Source organism: Butyricicoccus faecihominis, assembly GCF_014648015.1.
Taxonomy (GTDB): domain Bacteria; phylum Bacillota; class Clostridia; order Oscillospirales; family Butyricicoccaceae; genus Agathobaculum; species Agathobaculum butyriciproducens.
Map to the genome: position 1 here is coordinate 141,630 of NZ_BMQH01000009.1, position 14,289 is coordinate 155,918.

16 protein-coding genes and 2 pseudogenes are annotated in these 14,289 nt (G+C 48.9%); 11 read left to right on the top strand and 7 right to left on the bottom strand.

Annotated features, from left to right (window positions below; all coding sequences use genetic code 11):
• The first annotated feature begins 432 nt into the window (after nt 1-432).
• On the top strand, nt 433-843 hold the full coding sequence (locus tag IEY11_RS10410) for an RrF2 family transcriptional regulator (RefSeq protein WP_118285485.1): 411 nt from the start codon (nt 433-435) through the stop codon (nt 841-843).
• Between the two features lie 30 nt (nt 844-873).
• On the top strand, nt 874-1,419 hold the full coding sequence (locus tag IEY11_RS10415) for an NADH peroxidase (protein WP_110435265.1): 546 nt from the start codon (nt 874-876) through the stop codon (nt 1,417-1,419).
• Nucleotides 1,420-1,517: 98 nt separating this feature from the next.
• On the opposite strand, the gene IEY11_RS10420 is transcribed toward IEY11_RS10415, so the two are convergent.
• The 6 genes and pseudogenes from IEY11_RS10420 to IEY11_RS14930 form a co-directional block, all read right to left on the bottom strand.
• A complete protein-coding gene (locus tag IEY11_RS10420; RefSeq protein ID WP_116704689.1) occupies nt 1,518-1,661 on the bottom strand; it encodes a FeoB-associated Cys-rich membrane protein in 144 nt (47 codons plus the stop codon).
• 13 nt (nt 1,662-1,674) lie between these two features.
• The gene (gene feoB / locus IEY11_RS10425; RefSeq protein WP_188886490.1) at nt 1,675-4,059 is read right to left on the bottom strand and encodes a ferrous iron transport protein B; all 2,385 of its coding nucleotides are present in this window, start codon (nt 4,057-4,059) and stop codon (nt 1,675-1,677) included.
• A 248-nt stretch (nt 4,060-4,307) separates the two neighbouring features.
• Nucleotides 4,308-4,442: pseudogene (locus tag IEY11_RS15310) on the bottom strand (IS256 family transposase); the annotation flags it as partial.
• Nucleotides 4,403-4,705, bottom strand: coding sequence for a helix-turn-helix domain-containing protein (locus IEY11_RS10435; RefSeq protein WP_188886491.1), 303 nt, complete (start codon nt 4,703-4,705; stop codon nt 4,403-4,405). The gene IEY11_RS10435 and the pseudogene IEY11_RS15310, both read right to left, overlap by 40 nt.
• Nucleotides 4,706-4,837, bottom strand: coding sequence for a replication initiator protein A (locus IEY11_RS15245; protein ID WP_407926652.1), 132 nt, complete (start codon nt 4,835-4,837; stop codon nt 4,706-4,708).
• A 38-nt stretch (nt 4,838-4,875) separates the two neighbouring features.
• On the bottom strand, nt 4,876-5,241 hold the full coding sequence (locus IEY11_RS14930) for a plasmid mobilization relaxosome protein MobC (RefSeq protein ID WP_243183992.1): 366 nt from the start codon (nt 5,239-5,241) through the stop codon (nt 4,876-4,878).
• Between the two features lies 1 nt (nt 5,242).
• Between IEY11_RS14930 and IEY11_RS14655 the strand changes: the two genes are divergently transcribed.
• The 7 genes from IEY11_RS14655 (at nt 5,243) to IEY11_RS10485 (ending at nt 12,352) form a co-directional block, all read left to right on the top strand.
• The gene (locus IEY11_RS14655) at nt 5,243-5,572 is read left to right on the top strand and encodes a hypothetical protein (RefSeq protein ID WP_188886493.1); all 330 of its coding nucleotides are present in this window, start codon (nt 5,243-5,245) and stop codon (nt 5,570-5,572) included.
• Between the two features lie 126 nt (nt 5,573-5,698).
• Nucleotides 5,699-5,902 (top strand): DNA-binding protein, encoded by a 204-nt coding sequence (locus IEY11_RS10455; protein ID WP_119980059.1) that lies wholly within the window; start codon nt 5,699-5,701, stop codon nt 5,900-5,902.
• A 574-nt stretch (nt 5,903-6,476) separates the two neighbouring features.
• Nucleotides 6,477-7,166 carry a response regulator transcription factor gene (locus IEY11_RS10465; protein ID WP_188886495.1) on the top strand — a complete coding sequence of 230 codons (690 nt, stop codon included), beginning with the start codon at nt 6,477-6,479 and terminating at the stop codon, nt 7,164-7,166.
• Nucleotides 7,163-8,413 carry a sensor histidine kinase gene (locus IEY11_RS10470; protein ID WP_243183993.1) on the top strand — a complete coding sequence of 417 codons (1,251 nt, stop codon included), beginning with the start codon at nt 7,163-7,165 and terminating at the stop codon, nt 8,411-8,413. The genes IEY11_RS10465 and IEY11_RS10470 overlap by 4 nt, the downstream gene beginning before the upstream one ends.
• A gap of 112 nt (nt 8,414-8,525) precedes the next feature.
• Nucleotides 8,526-9,200 (top strand): ABC transporter ATP-binding protein, encoded by a 675-nt coding sequence (locus IEY11_RS10475; protein ID WP_117489470.1) that lies wholly within the window; start codon nt 8,526-8,528, stop codon nt 9,198-9,200.
• On the top strand, nt 9,197-11,626 hold the full coding sequence (locus IEY11_RS10480; RefSeq protein ID WP_188886497.1) for an ABC transporter permease: 2,430 nt from the start codon (nt 9,197-9,199) through the stop codon (nt 11,624-11,626). The genes IEY11_RS10475 and IEY11_RS10480 overlap by 4 nt, the downstream gene beginning before the upstream one ends.
• Before the next feature lie 456 nt (nt 11,627-12,082).
• Nucleotides 12,083-12,352 carry a helix-turn-helix domain-containing protein gene (locus IEY11_RS10485; protein WP_243022604.1) on the top strand — a complete coding sequence of 90 codons (270 nt, stop codon included), beginning with the start codon at nt 12,083-12,085 and terminating at the stop codon, nt 12,350-12,352.
• Nucleotides 12,353-12,772: 420 nt separating this feature from the next.
• Here IEY11_RS10485 and IEY11_RS10490 read toward each other — a convergent pair.
• Nucleotides 12,773-13,210, bottom strand: a pseudogene (locus tag IEY11_RS10490) (DUF4316 domain-containing protein); the annotation flags it as partial.
• Here IEY11_RS10490 and IEY11_RS10495 point away from each other — a divergent pair.
• Both IEY11_RS10495 and IEY11_RS10500 read left to right on the top strand, forming a co-directional pair.
• Nucleotides 13,205-13,705 carry a recombinase family protein gene (locus IEY11_RS10495; protein WP_279289189.1) on the top strand — a complete coding sequence of 167 codons (501 nt, stop codon included), beginning with the start codon at nt 13,205-13,207 and terminating at the stop codon, nt 13,703-13,705. The pseudogene IEY11_RS10490 and the gene IEY11_RS10495 overlap by 6 nt on opposite strands.
• Before the next feature lie 13 nt (nt 13,706-13,718).
• The gene (locus IEY11_RS10500) at nt 13,719-14,150 is read left to right on the top strand and encodes a hypothetical protein (RefSeq protein WP_118478214.1); all 432 of its coding nucleotides are present in this window, start codon (nt 13,719-13,721) and stop codon (nt 14,148-14,150) included.
• Nucleotides 14,151-14,289: the final 139 nt, after the last annotated feature.

Here is a 14,289-nt window from a genome sequence, read left to right on the forward strand (position 1 = left end):
CGTCAAAAACGCTTCCTGTCTGCGGCTTTCATCTATTAGACGGTTCGGTGCAGCAAATGGTTTTGTGAAAGGGAAAATTTTTCGTACTTGCATTTTGCATTACCTATTATACAGTACAAGCGCACAGAATGAAATCGGTGCAAAGATTCAAAGCGCATTTCCCCATCGTATCGCACAATACAAATGAATAAATGAAGAATGCTGAATCTCCACGTTCATTTTCCATCCTCCATTCCTGAACCGATAGACAAAAGTCTCCCGCCATGGTATACTGTCCTTATCTGGTATAGTTAATCTGATTCAAAAAACAAGTTGCTTATTGATAACTATTATCAAATAAAAAATATTATTTATTTTTACAAAAGCCTATTGACATTTTGGCACAACACGGTTATACTAAAGTTGTTCCAAGGAGAGAAAGGAAGGAACGATTTGAGAATCACACATGAAGCGGATTATGCAATTCGTGTGACCTATTGTCTGGCACTTGCAGGCGAAAAGCAGTGCGCGAAGGATATTTCCGAGGCAACCGGCGTAACACTCCGGTTTGCACTTAAAATTCTCCGCAAGCTGACACAGTCCGGTATTACAAAATCTTACAAGGGCGTTGCCGGCGGCTATGAGCTGAACCACTCCCCATCGGAGATCAGTCTCGGCGCGATCATCGAATGCATTGATGGTCCGATCGCCATCAACCACTGCCTTGCCAATGAGTTCCAGTGCACACACATGGGCACCCAGAATGAATGTGATTTTCATCGCGTGTTCTCGGAGATCAACCGATCTCTGCGCGATCAGCTTTGTTCGATAACAATGGATCGTTTCCTGCCCCCTCAAAAATAAATTTGTTCAACGATACAGGAGGAAAAAATCATGAAAAAGTTTGTTTGTTCCGTATGTGGTTATGTATATGAAGGCGAAGCAGCTCCGGCAGAGTGCCCGATCTGCCACGCACCGGCTGAGAAGTTCAAGGAGCAGGCTGGCGAAAAGACCTGGGCTGCTGAGCACGTTGTAGGCGTTGCACAGGGCGCTCCGGAGGACATCATGGCTGACCTGCGTGCTAACTTTGAGGGCGAGTGCTCCGAGGTTGGTATGTATCTGGCAATGGCTCGCGTTGCACACCGCGAGGGCTATCCGGAAATCGGCCTGTACTGGGAGAAGGCTGCATTCGAGGAAGCAGAGCACGCTGCTAAGTTCGCAGAGCTGCTCGGCGAGGTTGTAACCGACTCCACCGAGAAGAACCTGCAGATGCGTGTAGACGCTGAGAACGGCGCAACCGCCGGCAAGTTTGATCTGGCAAAGCGCGCTAAGGCTCTGAACCTCGACGCTATCCACGACACCGTACATGAGATGGCACGCGACGAGGCTCGCCACGGCAAGGCTTTCGAGGGCCTGCTGAAGCGCTACTTCAACAAGTAATTGAGACTATTCAGAGGGTGGGCAGAAATGCCTGCCCTCTTTTTTCAGAAACCGATAAACAACAGCCTGTCCGCTCTTGGAACGGACAGGCTGCTGTTTTATTTGTGTTTTTCACTTTTGCATTGCACGGGACAGCCGGAGCAGTGTCCGGAACAGCCGGACGGATGCTTTTTCATCGAACGGAGCGCGGCAAACAGCGCGATGCCGATCAATGCCAGAATCAAAATAGTGGGGAGATTCATATACTGTGCCTCCTTATGCCAGACCAAATGCAAGACCGATACAGCGGACGGCAAAGGCAATGAGCCATGCAATCACGCATTGGGTCAGCGCAGTCGTGATGGCAGCCCGTGTGCTGCCCATCTCACGCTTTACGGTGGCGATTGCCGCAACACAAGGGGTGTAGAGCAGCACGAATACCAGAAATACGACCGCGGTAAACGGCGTAAACAGGGTGCCGATGCTGGATACCTCGCCGCCAAGCAGCAGCGTCAGCGTGGATACAACGCTTTCCTTTGCGGTAAAGCCGGTAATCAGGGCGGTGGACACACGCCAGTCCGCAAAGCCGAGCGGTGCAAACAGTGGTGCAAAAATGCTGCCCAGCGCAGCCAGCAGGCTGCTTTCCGGCATAGACACCACATTAAAGCGTGCATCGAAGGTCTGCAGGAACCAGATTACGATAGAAGCGGCAAAGATGATGGTAAATGCCTTCTGGATAAAGCCCTTTGCCTTTTCCCAGATAAGGTGCACAACACTTTTGGCACTGGGCAGACGGTAATTCGGCAGCTCCATAACGAACGGAACCGGTTCGCCCTTGAAGCGGGAGACCTTCAAAATGACCGCATACAGGATGCCGCAGAGAATGCCGAACAGATACAGGCCTATCATAGCAAGCGCACGATACCGCCTGGGGAAAAAGGCGCTGATCATCATGGTGTAGATGGGCAGCTTGGCCGAGCAGCTCATAAACGGGGTAAGTAAAATCGTCATGCGGCGGTCACGCTCACTGGACAGTGTGCGGGTAGCCATAATGGCCGGAACCGAGCAGCCGAAGCCGACCAGCATCGGCACAAAGCTGCGGCCGGACAGTCCCAGCTTGCGGAGCGGCCGATCCATGATAAAGGCCACACGCGCCATATAGCCGGTGTCCTCCAGAATCGAGAGGAAAAAGAACAGCGTTACAATGGTCGGCAGGAAGCTTAGTACGCTGCCAACGCCGTTTGCGATGCCGTCCACAACGAGCGAGTGAACAACGGGATTGATCTGCAGGGCGGATAACCCGGCATCCAACCACGAAATGCAGGCATTGACCAGAACGGTCATGCCGTCGGACAGCCATGCGCCGATCCAGCTGAAGGTCATGATGAAGATCAGACCCATGATACCGGCAAAGCAAGGGATAGCGGTGTATTTGCCGGTCAGAAAGCGGTCGATCGCCATACTACGTTTATGCTCTTTGCTCTCGTGCGGGCGGACGACTGTTGTGCTGCACAGGTTTTCCAGAAAGCTGAACCGCATGTTTGCCAGCGCCGCTTCGCGGTCCAGACCGGAATCCTTCTCCATGACGGATACGATCTGGTCAAAAGCGGAGCGATTGTCATCGGACAGCGCGAGCGCCTTTTCGATGAGCGGGTCCTTTTCGATCAGCTTGGTGGCGGCAAAGCGTACCGGCAGACCGGCTCGTTTGGCATTCGGCTCGATCATCAGGGCGGTTGCATGGATGCATCGGTGAACAGCGGCGACCGGATCGTTCTTGTCGCTGCTGTCCTGGCAGAAGTCGATGCCTCTGGGTATTTCCTGATAGCGGGCGATGTGGATCGCGTGGTCGATCAGCTCATCAATGCCCTCGTTCTTTGCGGCCGAAATCGGCACTACCGGAATGCCGAGTGCCTGTTCAAGCTCATTTACATGGACGGTGCCGCCGTTTGCACGGACCTCGTCCATCATATTCAACGCCAGCACCATCGGAATGCCCAGCTCCATCATCTGCATGGTCAGGTAGAGGTTTCGCTCAATGTTGGTCGCGTCTACAATATTGATGATGCCGTCCGGCTTGTTGTCCAGCAGAAAGCTGCGGGTTACGATCTCCTCGCTGGAATACGGCGACAGCGAATAGATGCCGGGCAGGTCGGTAACGGTTGCCTCCGGATGGCTGCGGATCGTGCCGTCCTTACGGTCCACCGTAACACCGGGAAAATTGCCGACATGCTGGTTGGCACCGGTCAGCTGATTGAACAGCGTCGTTTTGCCGCAGTTCTGATTGCCGGCAAGCGCAAATGTCAGTTTTTTATCGGCAGCCGCGGCTTTGGCGTGCTCATAAATGTGGTAGTCCTTGGATTTCCTGAGCTCGCCCATGCCGGGGTGCGCCGCAGGACGGTGGCGTACCTGTCCGGCGGAAGGCTTTTTTGTTCGCTGATACGGTGTGCCGACTTCGATCTTCCGCGCTTCATCCAGGCGCAGGGTCAATTCATAGCCGCGCAGCGCAAACTGCACCGGATCACCCATCGGAGCGACCTTCTGCAGCGTGACCTCGGTCTGCGGCGTCAGTCCCATATCGAGCAGGTGATGGCGTAAGGCTCCGCTTCCGCCTACTCCGGTGATTTTTGCACTTTCATGCGGTTTCAATTTATCCAATGTCATATCTATATCTCCTCGCGGCTTCGTGCCGTCGACAGTTTTGCTCTATACTCGTAGACTATTATTCTCCTATGAGTGGGAGTTGTCAATGCTTATTATACAGCAATCCTGCTGATTGTGCACGCGCAGCGCACGGATGACATTGAGAATTACGAGGAACATGACGCCAACGGGGGCGGAAGTCAAGTGGCACCCTCGTCCATTGGAGCCTCGCCGGCGGCGTAGCGCACCTTGCCCTTCGAGCCGGATTGTTAATCAGGCATCCGATTTTCAAAATAGATTGCCAGCTGGGCATGAATCATGCTCCAGTCCTGTCTGCGGCCGGTCCACTTTTTCGTGATGTCGATCATTGCCAGATACAGCATTTTGAAAAAGCTGTCATCGGTTCGGTCTTACTATGTTCTTTATACTCTGCATCAGTATTACTTGTGGGCAATTTCTGCCCCATGCAAGTGGAAGAATCCTGCACGTCCATTGGGCAGATATTGCCCTCTGGACGGGAAGAAACCTGCACCCTGTCCGGGATTTGCAGAAAGATGCGGTTCGCCTGATTCCAGCCCTGACGTACGCGGGTGATCAGCCCGGCATTTTCCAGTTCCCGCAGGGCGGTTTTGACCGTCCGCTCACTCCGGTCAAGGTCATCCGCCATCTACTTGATCGTATAGATCACATACACATTCCCATCCTCGGACACCCAGACGTTTTTCTGGGAAAGCATAGTGCGGTTGAGGAGCAGCCCATATAGCAGTTTGGCGTTGATGGAATATTCGCCCGCCAACATGAAGCGCGGCAAGGGAATGAACGGCGGCAATGTGGTGTTCAGGTTGAAATAGATTTTTCATCACATCCTCTCTGGTCTGGTGTGATACGGCTGCTATGGCGGTTTTCTGTCAGGTCCGCGAGGGGAGTACGCAGCTGTGCCACCCTTTTTTGCCCTCTTTGACTGATAATGCGGACAAATAACGACAACCGCCCGGAAACTCTGCTTGCAATCGTGGACACAGCGGCAGCTAACTTTTTCTGCTCGGTGTAATCGACCTTGATGATGTACCCGTCAATCAGCATTTTCTGGGCATACGCGCCGAAGTTGTGCGTCCCCAACTGGCGCATCTTGTGCTGGATGAGATTCAGTTCCTGCTCATTCAGGCAGATTTCTTTGCGGATGGGTCGCGTGCGGTCTGGCATATTGAAACACTCCTTTCACAATACAACGGACATTTTTTCTCAAAAACTTGGTAGTGACGAAAAGAAAATTTTGAAGACGAGGGCATTGGCGATTCGTTGCCCCTCACTTTACAACGGACATTTCTTCGTCGAAACGCAGGTATCGAAACGAAAGATTTTCAAAAAATATGCGCCCCTGCTTTTGCAAAAGCGGGAGCGCGTTGTATTTGCGGATATGAGATTTGAGAGAGTAGCAAGCACATCCGGTGTCCGTACACACCGGAAAAATGAGCGTTTCAGCCTTGCAGCCGATACGCCCATTTTGATTTTTGGGGAAGCCCCAAACCCTTGATTTTTAAGTTGTAGATACTTTCTGGGCTTTTCCGGAAAGCTCTTGCTTTTATTCGCTTTGACGATTATAGTTATACTGTGATTTTATAAGCAGACGCAGAACTGAACTGCAACAGGAGTACCGCCCATGAAGTATTTATCTATCACGCAAACCGCCGAACGCTGGGGTATATCCACTCGCCGTATTCAGATTTTGTGCGGCGAGGGGCGCGTCCCCGGTGCGATCCGCATTGGCTCGGTCTGGGGGATTCCAGAGGACGCAGAGAAGCCGGCGGACGCGAGAATCAAAAACGGCAAGTATATCAAGAAGCCCGCCGAAAACGAAAAATGAGCCGCATCATGTCTCAACGGAAAACATTCTGCCGGACGAGCAAGGTGTTGCTTCCTTTGGCACGACTGATTCTTCAGAGCGAGTGACATATTTTCAAGCGGAGGACGTGCTTGTTAGCAACATCCGTCCATATTTCAAAAGGATGTGGTTCGCAACAACTTCGGGCGGGTGTAACGCCGACGTCCTGTGTTTTAGAGCCTTGGACAAGAAGTACGCATACCTTCTGAAATCCATCATGTTTCAAGATGGATTCTTCGATTATGTCATGTCAGGGGCAAAAGGAACAAAAATGCCTCGTGGTGACAAAACCCACATCATGCTGTACCCGATCCCGCGTTTTTCCGAGACACAGCTCCTGAAATTTATTGAATATAATAAAATTAGTTTTGGGGAGGGAGGGCGAATGCGGTCCCTTTTCCGCGTCAGCCGGAAGCAAAGGTATAGCACACTATACTTTCCTGCGGAAAATCATGTGCCAACAGGAATGCAGAATTCGCCTGCATCAACAAAAGCATTTGCAGTATTTGATGTAACGTTTAACATATATAGCTAAGACGGAAGGGTGGTTTGAATTATGCCAAATATCCTTGTGGTTGAGGACGATGAAAACTTGAATCGTGGAATCACTTTTTCACTGAAAAAATCCGGATATGAGGTTTTTTCAGCAGAATCAGTGAAAAAAGCGAAAAGAATTGCAAGTGATAATACTGTGGATGTTGCCATTTGTGATGTGAATCTTCCGGATGGAAACGGATTAGAGCTTGTCAGATGGATGCGGAATTGTCAAAATGTATATATTATCTGTCTTACCGCGTTGGATCAGGAGACAGATCAGGTCATGGGATATGAAGCCGGTGCGGACGATTATATGACGAAACCGTTCAGCCTTTCCGTACTTCTTCTGAAAATCGAGGCTCATTTCCGCCGCAGAAAGAATGAACCCGGAACTCCCAAAATTCATTCAAAGGATATCGTATTTATCCCCGGAGAGATGAGGGCGTTCGTAAAGGAAAGAGAAATAAGCCTTACGAAGAATGAACTGAAAATGCTGTCCTTTTTTCTTCAAAACCCGAAACAGATTCTTTCAAAAACACAGCTGTTAGAAAACGTGTTTGATCTGGATGGTGATTTCATGGATGAAAATACGGTAGCTGTGAACATCAGAAGACTCCGTGAGAAAATCGAAGACAATCCGGCTGCACCGGTCTATATAAAGAATATCAGAGGTCTTGGGTATATATGGAATCAGGAGGTAAGTCAGTGACGAAACGACATCGTAAAAAGTGGGTTGATGCCTTGTCACTGGTGCTGCCGGTTCTACTCTTTTTTGCGGTATTGAACTGCTTTACCACCTATTTATATTATCAGGATTATCAATGTAAAATGGATATCCTGACAGAAGTTGCGGCGGGCGCAGAGACCACCGGCATGGATGTTGCCGCAGGATGGCTGAAAGGAAACGACCATCAAGCCAATGAACAAGGTAAGCAATTATTAGAGCAATACGGGTACTGGGAAAACAAAGGGACTTCGTTTTATGTGCGCTTCCGGCAGAATATCATGATAACCGGCTGTACAAGTGCAGTGCTATGTCTGTCTTTGCTAACGTTCCTGTTTTACCGGAAGAAAGCTGAGGCGAGAGAAAGTCGGAAACGATTGGAGCAGATAGAGCAAATCCTGATTGCATTTCGGGAAAATCACTTTGAGGCAGTGCCGGACACAGAAGATCATGTCGGGCAGGAAAGACTGAAATTTCAGCTTGAAGCAATCGGACATCATATCCAGCTGCTGCAAGAGGAAGCCAGAGCGGAGAAGGAAAGCACAAAGGAAATGGTATCCGACATTTCCCATCAGCTTAAAACCCCGGTTGCAGCCTTGGATACCTGCTTTAGCATATTGCTGCGGAACAATCTGAGTGAGACGGAGCAACAGGAATTTCGCATCCGCTGCCGGAGTGCATTGGACGGATTGGAAACATTGTTGCAGTCTCTGCTGGAAATATCCAAACTGGAGACAGGTTTGATTCAGCTTGATCAGAAAACACTTCCCATTATGGATACGATCATCTCCGCAGTAAACCGAACGTATCCAAAGGCAGCGGAGAAAGGGATAGAACTTATTTTCGACTGCAACGAATCACTGGAGCATTGTGCACTTATGCAGGATAAACGTTGGCTTGGAGAAGCAATCATTAACGTTTTGGACAATGCCATCAAATACAGCCCAGAACATTCAAAAATCACGATCCGTCTACAAAAAAGAACCGGCTTTGTGAGAATTGAGATCGAGGATCAGGGAATCGGAATCCCGCAGAGTGAATACCATAAAATATTCCAGCGGTTTTACAGAGGGACTGCGCCGGAAGTCCGCGAAAAGAGCGGAACTGGCATCGGTCTGTATCTGTCCAGACAGATTATTGAGCAGCATGGTGGGACAATCACGGTAGCCTCCGGCAAAGTCAGAAAAGGAAGTACCTTTTTGATTCAGCTGCCGGAGAATGGACTTTCGTAGAGATGATGAGCAGAAGTCTTTCAAATCTGTAAGACTTCTGCTCTCTTTTTGAAAGTGAAATGAAAGGTTCCTTTGATACAATGCTGGTAAATAAGAAAAGGAGGCCATTGGAGTGGGCGTGATATTAGAAACGAATCAGCTTTGCAAATTTTATGGGACGGGGGAAAATCAGGTCAAAGCCGTCAATCATGTGAATATCCAGATTGGGCAGGGAGAATTTGTCGCCATTGTCGGAAAATCCGGCTCCGGAAAAAGTACCCTGCTGCATATGCTGGGCGGGCTGGATACACCAACCAGCGGCAGCGTGATCTTGTCTGACAAGGACCTGTATTCCATGAAGGAGGATCAGCTTGCCGTTTTCCGGAGAAGAAAGATCGGATTTGTATTTCAGGCATTCAATCTGGTATCCTCCATCAATGTGTGGGAAAATATCGTTCTTCCGTTGGGGCTTGACGGAAAAAAAGTGGATAAAGCTTATGTCAATGATATTATCACCACACTGGGTCTTGAACACCGGATTCATAATCTTCCGAATACTCTCTCCGGAGGACAGCAGCAGCGCGTTGCGATTGCAAGAGCCTTGGTAAACAGACCGGAGATTTTGCTTGCGGACGAGCCAACCGGAAATCTTGATTCCAAGACAAGTGACGAGGTGATCGCGCTGCTGAAAATGAGCGCAAAAAAATATGGACAGACGATTGTAATGATTACCCATGATGATGAGATCGCGCAGGTTGCTGACCGTATTTTAGTCATCGAGGATGGACAGGTGGTGGATTTTAATTGAGGACGATCAGCAAAATTGCATTCAGCAACGACAAAAGAAATCGGACAAGAAGTGTCCTCATTATGACGGCGATTTGCCTGACTACCATGCTTCTGGTCATTATCAGTACAATTGGAAATGGACTGATCCTCTTACAGAAGGATCAGTCTGCAAGCTCATACGGAAGCAACTACGGCCTGTTTATCGCCGCAGATGGTACGCAATTAAAAGAAGTGGAACGCAGAGCTGAGATATCTGATATCGGCATCATGTGTACGGAGGGCATCCTGAAAGGAAATGAAAATGGCGGCTTTGTCAGTGCGGATGAAACGGTCAGGAAAATGCTTCCCTATAATCAGGAATATGTGTTGGAGGAAGGTACCTATCCGGAAAAGGCACAGGAAATTGCCGCAGGACGCGCTTTCTTTGATGCAGTGGGATACCATGATGTAAAGGTCGGAGACACCGTAACATTGGAGTACCGTTCCGGTATGCAGTCGGAATACGCACCGGTGGAATTTACTGTCAGCGGGATTTTATATGACCGGGATGAATATACCATCGAGGCTTCCTATGTTGTATTCGGTTCGCAGGATTTTTATAATGAGCGTGTTGCGGAGGGTGACAGGCAATATAATATCTATTTTACCTTGAGCGATTCTGCAAATGTATCTATGAATAATGTTGCGCCTGTTATAAAAGAAATCGCGGATTACTGCGGCATTGACCAGAAAAACGTGATCATCAATGACCTCTACCTGCAGTGGGTATTGCAGCCGAGCTATGAAATGATTGTGGTTTGTGGAACCCTGATCCTCGGAATCGTGCTGTTTTCCGTTGTGGTCATTTATAATATCTTCCAGGTCGGGATCGCCCAGAAGGTTCAGGAGTACGGAAAAATCAAGGCGCTGGGTGCAACCAGAAAGCAGATGAAGCAGTTGATCTTTCGTGAGGGCATTCTTCTGGCGGTTCCTTCGATACCGCTGGGGCTGCTGTTTGGTTTCCTGATTGCAAAAGTCAGCTTCAACTGGCTGGTGGAGCAGGGAAATCTGGTATCGTCCGGAATGAAGAACCATCAGGTGCCTCTGTTTTCACTGACAATTATGCTCATCTGCATTTTTGTATCGTTTCTTACGGTCGTTTTGGCTCTGCGCAAACCCATGAAAATTGTTTCCCGGATTTCACCCATCGAAGCGACACGGTATCTTGGCGGCTCCAAAACGCAAAAACAGGGCAGACGAAAAGGCAGAAAAGATGTCACCGTTTCCTCCATGGCAATGGCAAATGTGACAGGCAATCCGAAAAGAACCATTGCTACGATTCTTACCATGGGGCTTTCCTGCGTATTGTTTGTAATTATCTCTAATTATGTTGGGAATATTGACACGGAGCATGAAGCACGTCTTTCCGTTAATCATGGACAATTTGAGTTGCAGCTGGATTATTCCCAGAATTATGATGAAGCCTATTCGGAGAATAATCTGGACACAATCCTACAGAACAACCCACTGAATGATTCTTTGATTAAAGAAATCAAATCCATCCCCGGTGTAACGGATGTACTGACGAGAGAAATCGTCTCTGCAGATTTGAACGGAACAAAATTTCCGGTTGCAATCGTAAATCAAGAGGATTTTGAAATGATGCGCGGGGATGGCGATATCGGTTCCATGGACTATGCACAGGCTGTCAAAAACGGGGATGTTTTCTTTGGCTGGTCCATGTGGATGGAAGCTGACGGATATTCTGCGGGTGCACCGATTACATTCAACTTTGATAACGGAAGCGGAACCTATACCTATCATGGAAAAATCGCAGGCTCCTTTGTAAGCGCGGACACTTATCTTGTCATTCCAGAAGAAGTATACCGCTCTGTAAATCCGAGAGGGACATCTTATGGATACCTGTGGGTGGATTGTGCTAAAAAAGATGTGGCATCTGTGGAACAGAGTCTGAATACTTTGATTTCTAATACTTCGCATATAAAAATGGATACCTATCATGCACAGTTACAATCTGCAGAATACGCAAGCCGTATGATGAAGCTTGGCTGCTATCTGTTCATGGCAATTGTCGGTCTCATCGGGTTTATGAATCTGGCAAACACCATGATCATCAATATCACCACGAAGAAGCAGGAATACGGTGTGCTGCAAGCGGTAGGCATGACCAATAAGCAGTTGAATCTGAGCTTACAAATACAGGGCTTGATTTTTACGGTTGGCACCATCTGCGTCGCACTTGCTGCCGGTCTGCCCCTTGGCTATGCACTGTTTTCCTATGCGAAGCATAATGGGATTTTTGGAATGAACGTTTATCACGTTCCTCTTATCCCGATTCTTGTTATGATTCTTCTGGTTGGTATTCTACAAATTGTGCTTTCCTGTGTTTTAAGCAGTAACCTGAAAAAGGAAACGCTGGTAGAAAGAATAAGATATCAGGGATAGTAGATTCTATAAAAAGCAAGCTGCCGCTCAAGATGGGCGGCAGCTTACCTTTATAGTGATTCAAACATAAAAGTCAAATTTTGCGAGGACCCGCCATCGTCTCAACCTTGTCCGTTCTTCCTACAAAGAACAGGTCAACGGCTATTTTTAGCCCTAACTGATCAAAGATCCCCACCCCAAACGGCTCCTCAAAAAAATATTGTCAGCTTTCCATTTACTTTGTCCATAAGAATCCCTCCTAAAATTGATTGAACAAAGAATGGACAACCCGGAGGGGCAGGTTACTTACCCTATCTATATAGGACGACCGGGCTACCTACCGGCTTTTGGTAGGTAGCTCCACTCTATCACCCTCATCACGGACAGTCAACGCAATGTCGTTAGCAAAATCAACGACGGCGCACCGTGGATAATGACACCGCCGTTAGGTACACTAAATGCAAAGGTGGTGAGGCTATGCGCGAGAAGAAGGACATCAATATTGAAATCGGCGGCAATATTCAAGTGGCAAGAGAACAGGCGGGCTATACGCAGGACACGCTCTCAGAAATGCTTGGCATGACGCCGAATCACCTGAGTGCTATTGAGCGTGGTGCTTCCGGTATCTCTCTTGAAGCCTTGCAGCGCCTTTGCCGTTTGCTCGGCGTCAGTGCGGACCGAATATCTTTGGGACTGACGAGCCAGAAGCGGAAGCCCTTGCGCTTGCCAGACGTATTTCGGATATAAAGCCGGAATACCGGCAACAGGTTCAAGAGCTGCTGTCCGCAATTTTGAATATGTCATAAAAAAAGAGCCTCTGCCGATACCCAAACCGGGCATCGACAGAGGCTCTTGGTTCGTTTTCCGGGCATTCAAACAAGTGCCGAAATCGACACTTATTTCCGCGCTAAAGATGAAACCACGCAGGGAATACAAGCACTTAGGCTGGTCAATTTGCGCCGCTCTGAGGCTTGCAATCACAGGCTTTTTCGACCCCTAACTGTCTACACCTCGATGCCTTGCGTGAGAAGTGCGGACAGGCGATGAGATCCGCGCGGAAGCTCTGCTTGCAGCTATGGACGCAGCGGACGCAGAAACGGTTATACTTCCGGCGTCCGCTGTCTACTATGAAGAACGACCACTCCTGCCGCCATTTCTGACTTCTGCTCACAGCTCAATCTCTCCTTTGTTCTTTTTGGGAGAGCAGCATTCCTCCTGCTTTTCTGCCTTTGCAGACTTGAGCCTGTCCATGATGGAGGACTTCTCACCGGTTTCGGGGGCTTTGACCTCTGCGGTCTTGTCCTCCTTCAGACCGTTGTTGATGATCCCATCAATCATGCCGTAGTCATCCTCCATCGACATCTCCGCCGCCTTGAGGTAGTTTTCCTTCTCAAGAGCCACCATCCAACTTTCCTTGCTGATACCGAGCATTCCGCCCTTTGCCGCATGATCGGCAATCTCCTTTGTATCCACGCACAAGCCCTCGGTGTTATCCGAATAGAGACGGTAAACCTCGCAGCCCTTTTCCAAAGCCTTCTCAGCCGCTTCCTGTCCAGCGGGAAGAACGCCAGCCCATGCGTAGCCGTAGTCCTTCATGTCATTGAGCCGACCGAGGCAAGAATTGTTGCGTACATCTATGAAAGCTGCTTGGAGGGCGCAACCCCGGCAGAAATCGCCGCTGCGCTGACGGAACAGGGTATCAAATCTCCAATGGGGAACGATCTCTGGTCTGCCAGTACTGTCCGCAGCATCCTCCGAAATGAGAAATACTGCGGTGATGCTTTGATGCAGAAAACCTATACCAAGGATTTTCGCACCCATAAATCTGTCAAAAATACGGATTTGAATATGTATTTCAAGGAAAATCACCACACAGCGATTATCAAAAAAGAGGATTGGATCAAGGTACAAAAGTTGCTGTCAGAGCGGCACAGCACAGCCAAACGAGCTACATTGCGCCGTCTAAGCAATCGCTTCGTCGCATACCGCGTGAAAGATGGTCTTTTCAAGGGCTATCTGATTATGGATTCCCGGTGGTCTTTTATGGAGCGTCAGGAGTTTATAAAAAACGTGGATGAGGCGCAAAACACCATGAAATGAAAGGATTTTAACTATGAACTTTGATTTTTCCGCTTTGAACTTTGAAACCATCGACTCCAACATCAACGCCTACCCGGATATATTCCTGAATCAGAATGGCGTGACCATCACCAAGAAGGTGCTTGAGGACTTGGGCTATCCCGCCTTTGTTTTGTGTCTGCTGGATGCGAAAGCGAGGGTATTTGCGATCCGTTCCTGCAAGAGCAACGAACCGAAGGGCTTCAAGTTCTCCAAGCCGAGAGGCGAACAGAAAGGTGTTGTTACTATCTCCAACAAGAATCTGCTTGACCCGCTTCGCGCTGTCACCGGCGAGGACTGGATTCCCGGCAAGCGTTACAAGGTGCGCGGTTTCTGGGTTGCCGACGCAAAAACCATGTGCTTTGACCTCAATGAAGGGGTCCAGGAGGACTTTCGCCCTGTTACGCCGAGCAATGACGCAGAATAATCCCTGATATTCAGGGAGAAAAGGGAGAGCAAAAGAGGCTCTATCCCGAATTCTGTGTAAACTCCGCATTGGATGTAAAACAGAGTAAAATATTCACAAGGCGGCATTGTAATTCGAGACCGCCTTTGTAACAAGATAA